The organism is Ornithinibacter sp. (assembly GCF_035443565.1).
In the GTDB taxonomy this organism is placed as follows: Bacteria; Actinomycetota; Actinomycetes; order Actinomycetales; family Dermatophilaceae; genus Fodinibacter.
In genome coordinates this window covers 1-2,455 of sequence record NZ_DAORSO010000238.1, presented here as the reverse complement: position 1 = coordinate 2,455, position 2,455 = coordinate 1, and the positions used below count along the sequence as shown (strand labels likewise).

General features: G+C 70.1%; 3 protein-coding genes. 1 reads left to right on the top strand and 2 read right to left on the bottom strand.

Going from position 1 to position 2,455, the window contains the following annotated elements:
• Positions 1-815 (bottom strand): rhomboid family intramembrane serine protease (locus PLL68_RS13875; RefSeq protein ID WP_324535065.1); only part of this gene is annotated, 815 nt, incomplete at its 3' end.
• Between the two features lie 39 nt (positions 816-854).
• Positions 855-1,373, bottom strand: coding sequence for a peptidylprolyl isomerase (locus PLL68_RS13870; RefSeq protein WP_324535063.1), 519 nt, complete (start codon positions 1,371-1,373; stop codon positions 855-857).
• Positions 1,374-1,530: 157 nt separating this feature from the next.
• Here PLL68_RS13870 and PLL68_RS13865 point away from each other — a divergent pair, with 157 nt between their 5' ends.
• Positions 1,531-2,454 (top strand): hypothetical protein, encoded by a 924-nt coding sequence (locus PLL68_RS13865; protein ID WP_324535061.1) that lies wholly within the window; start codon positions 1,531-1,533, stop codon positions 2,452-2,454.
• Position 2,455: the final 1 nt, after the last annotated feature.

Genomic DNA, 2,455 nt, shown 5'->3' with positions numbered 1-2,455 from the left:
CGGTCGACGGGCTTGAGCGGCCCACGGTTGCGCCCGAGGTAGGCGATCGCCGCTGCGGCCGCCGCCCCCGTGAGCGCCCCACCGAGGTGGGCCTGCCAGGCGATGTTGGGCAGCACGAACCCGATGACCGCGTTGATGCCGATGACGACGTACATGCCGGCAGCCGACCGCCCCAGACGACGCTGGAGCACCAGGAAGGCGCCGAACAGGCCGAACACCGCGCCCGAGGCCCCGACCGCGGGGGTCCACCACATGCCCGGGCCGAACGCCACGGCTTCCTCATAGGTCTGCGGCGCAGCCAGCAGGAGGTAGAAGACCGACCCACCGAATGCACTCAGCAGGTAGATGGCGAGGAACCGGGCCCGGCCGAGCATCGGCTCGAGGTAGGTGCCCATCACCCACAGCGCGTACATGTTGAACGCGATGTGCATGAGCGACCCGTGCGCGAACGCCGAGGTGATGAAGCGCCACGGCTCGGACTGGCCGAGCACCGGCGAGAACCAGATCTGCCGCTCGAACCCGGGCACCGCGGACTGCGCCAGGAACACGGCGACGCAGATCCCGATGAGCGTCATCGTCACGACGGGTCGGCCGTCGGTCACGGCCCCGCCGAAGACGGTGCGCACCTGTCGCACCGTCTTCGCACCCTCGGCGACACAGTCGACGCACTGGATGCCGACCGCGGCCGGTCGCTGGCACTCCGGGCAGGTCGGGCGCATGCAGCGCTGGCAGCGCACGTAGGACTCCCGGTCCGGATGCCGTGGGCAGACGGGGGCCTGCTCCACGGCATCCGGGGATGCCGGTTGCTCAGCCACGTCGGGACTCCCGCCTCGCGCGCTCGGTCACGACCAGCGTCAGTCGTTCAGCTCGACGCGCTCGATGACGACGTCCTCGAGCGGCTTGTCCTGGGCACCGGTGCGGACGCCGGCGATCTTGTCGACGACCTCGCGGCTCGGGCCGTCGGCGACCTCACCGAAGATGGTGTGCTTGCCGTTGAGCCAGGTCGTCGGGGCGACGGTGATGAAGAACTGCGAGCCGTTCGTGCCCTTGCCCATGCGCTTGCCGGCGTTGGCCATGGCGAGGATGTAGGGGCGGTCGAACTGCTTGTCGGGGTGGATCTCGTCGTCGAAGTTGTAGCCCGGTCCACCCATGCCGCGGCCCAGCGGGCAGCCGCCCTGGATCATGAAGCCGGGGATGATGCGGTGGAAGATCAGGCCGTCGAAGTACGGGGTCGGGTTGCTGCGACCCGCGTCATCCTTGTACTCCTTCTCGCCGGTCGCGAGACCGGTGAAGTTGGCGACGGTCTTGGGCGCCTCGTTCGCGAAGAGCTCGACGACGATGGGGCCATGGTTCGTGTGCAGGGTTGCCTTCATGGCGTCGATCCTCTCACGACGTCCTGACGGGGCCTGCCCGCCGGCCGCCCGACAGAACGGGCGATCGACCGACAGATCAGGCTGCACCCGCCATCGCGTCGAGGTGGGGCCACAGGGCAAGATGGTCGACAAGACAACGTCCACACGAGGAGGACACGTGTTCCGTTCCGACAGCAAGGCCGACCAGGCCAAGGATGCCGTCACCACCGGGGTTGCGAGCGTCACCGACAGCGCTCACGACGCCGCCGAGCGCGCAGCCGAGCTGAAGGTCAAGGCCGCCGAGGCAGCCGAGGCCGCTGCTGCGACTGCTGCCGCCGCCAAGGTGAAGGCTGCCGAGGCCGCTGAGTACGCACATGGCGCCGCCGAGACCGCCAAGGAGAAGGCGCACCACGCCGCCGAGAACCTGGCCCCCAAGGTCGAGTCCGCGCGTGAGGTGTTCGTCGAGGACGTCCTGCCCAAGGTCGTCAGCGCCATCGCCGCGGTCGCCGCCGGTGCCGCCGCCGCGAAGGACACCGCCACCGAGACCGCCGAGCGCGCCCCCGACGCCTTCGCCGTGCTCAAGGGTGACGCCGTCGCCAAGCAGGGTGGTGGCAAGGGCAAGTGGCTGCTCCTGCTCGGCGCCATCGCTGCCGGCGCCGCGATCATGGCCTACCGCAAGAGCAACGAGCGCCCCGACCCGTGGGCGACCGCGGGCACGTACACGCCGCCCAAGAGCACGTCGGAGAAGGTCGGCGACCTGGCCGACAAGGCCAAGGACAAGGCTGCTGCCGCGTCGGATGCCGTGTCCGACGCGGTCTCGGACGCCAAGGACAAGGCGGCCGACGCCAAGGACGCCGTGGCCGAGAAGGTCGCCGACGTCAAGGACGCGGCTGGCGACGCAGCGCACGACGCGAAGGACGCGGCCAGTGACGCCGTGGACACCGCTGGCGACGCGGTCTCGGATGCCGGTGCCACGGCATCCGACGCGATCGACGACGCGAAGGATGCGGCTTCGGACGCAGCCGACGCGGTCGGTGACGCTGCGCACGACGCCAAGGACGCGGCATCCGACGCCGTTGACGAGGCCAAGCGCAAGAGCTGAC

Bases quoted from the DNA above. Each gene is read 5' to 3' on its own strand.
- PLL68_RS13870 (WP_324535063.1), bottom strand. From the start codon at position 1,373: ATGAAGGCAACCCTGCACACGAACCATGGCCCCATCGTCGTCGAGCTC.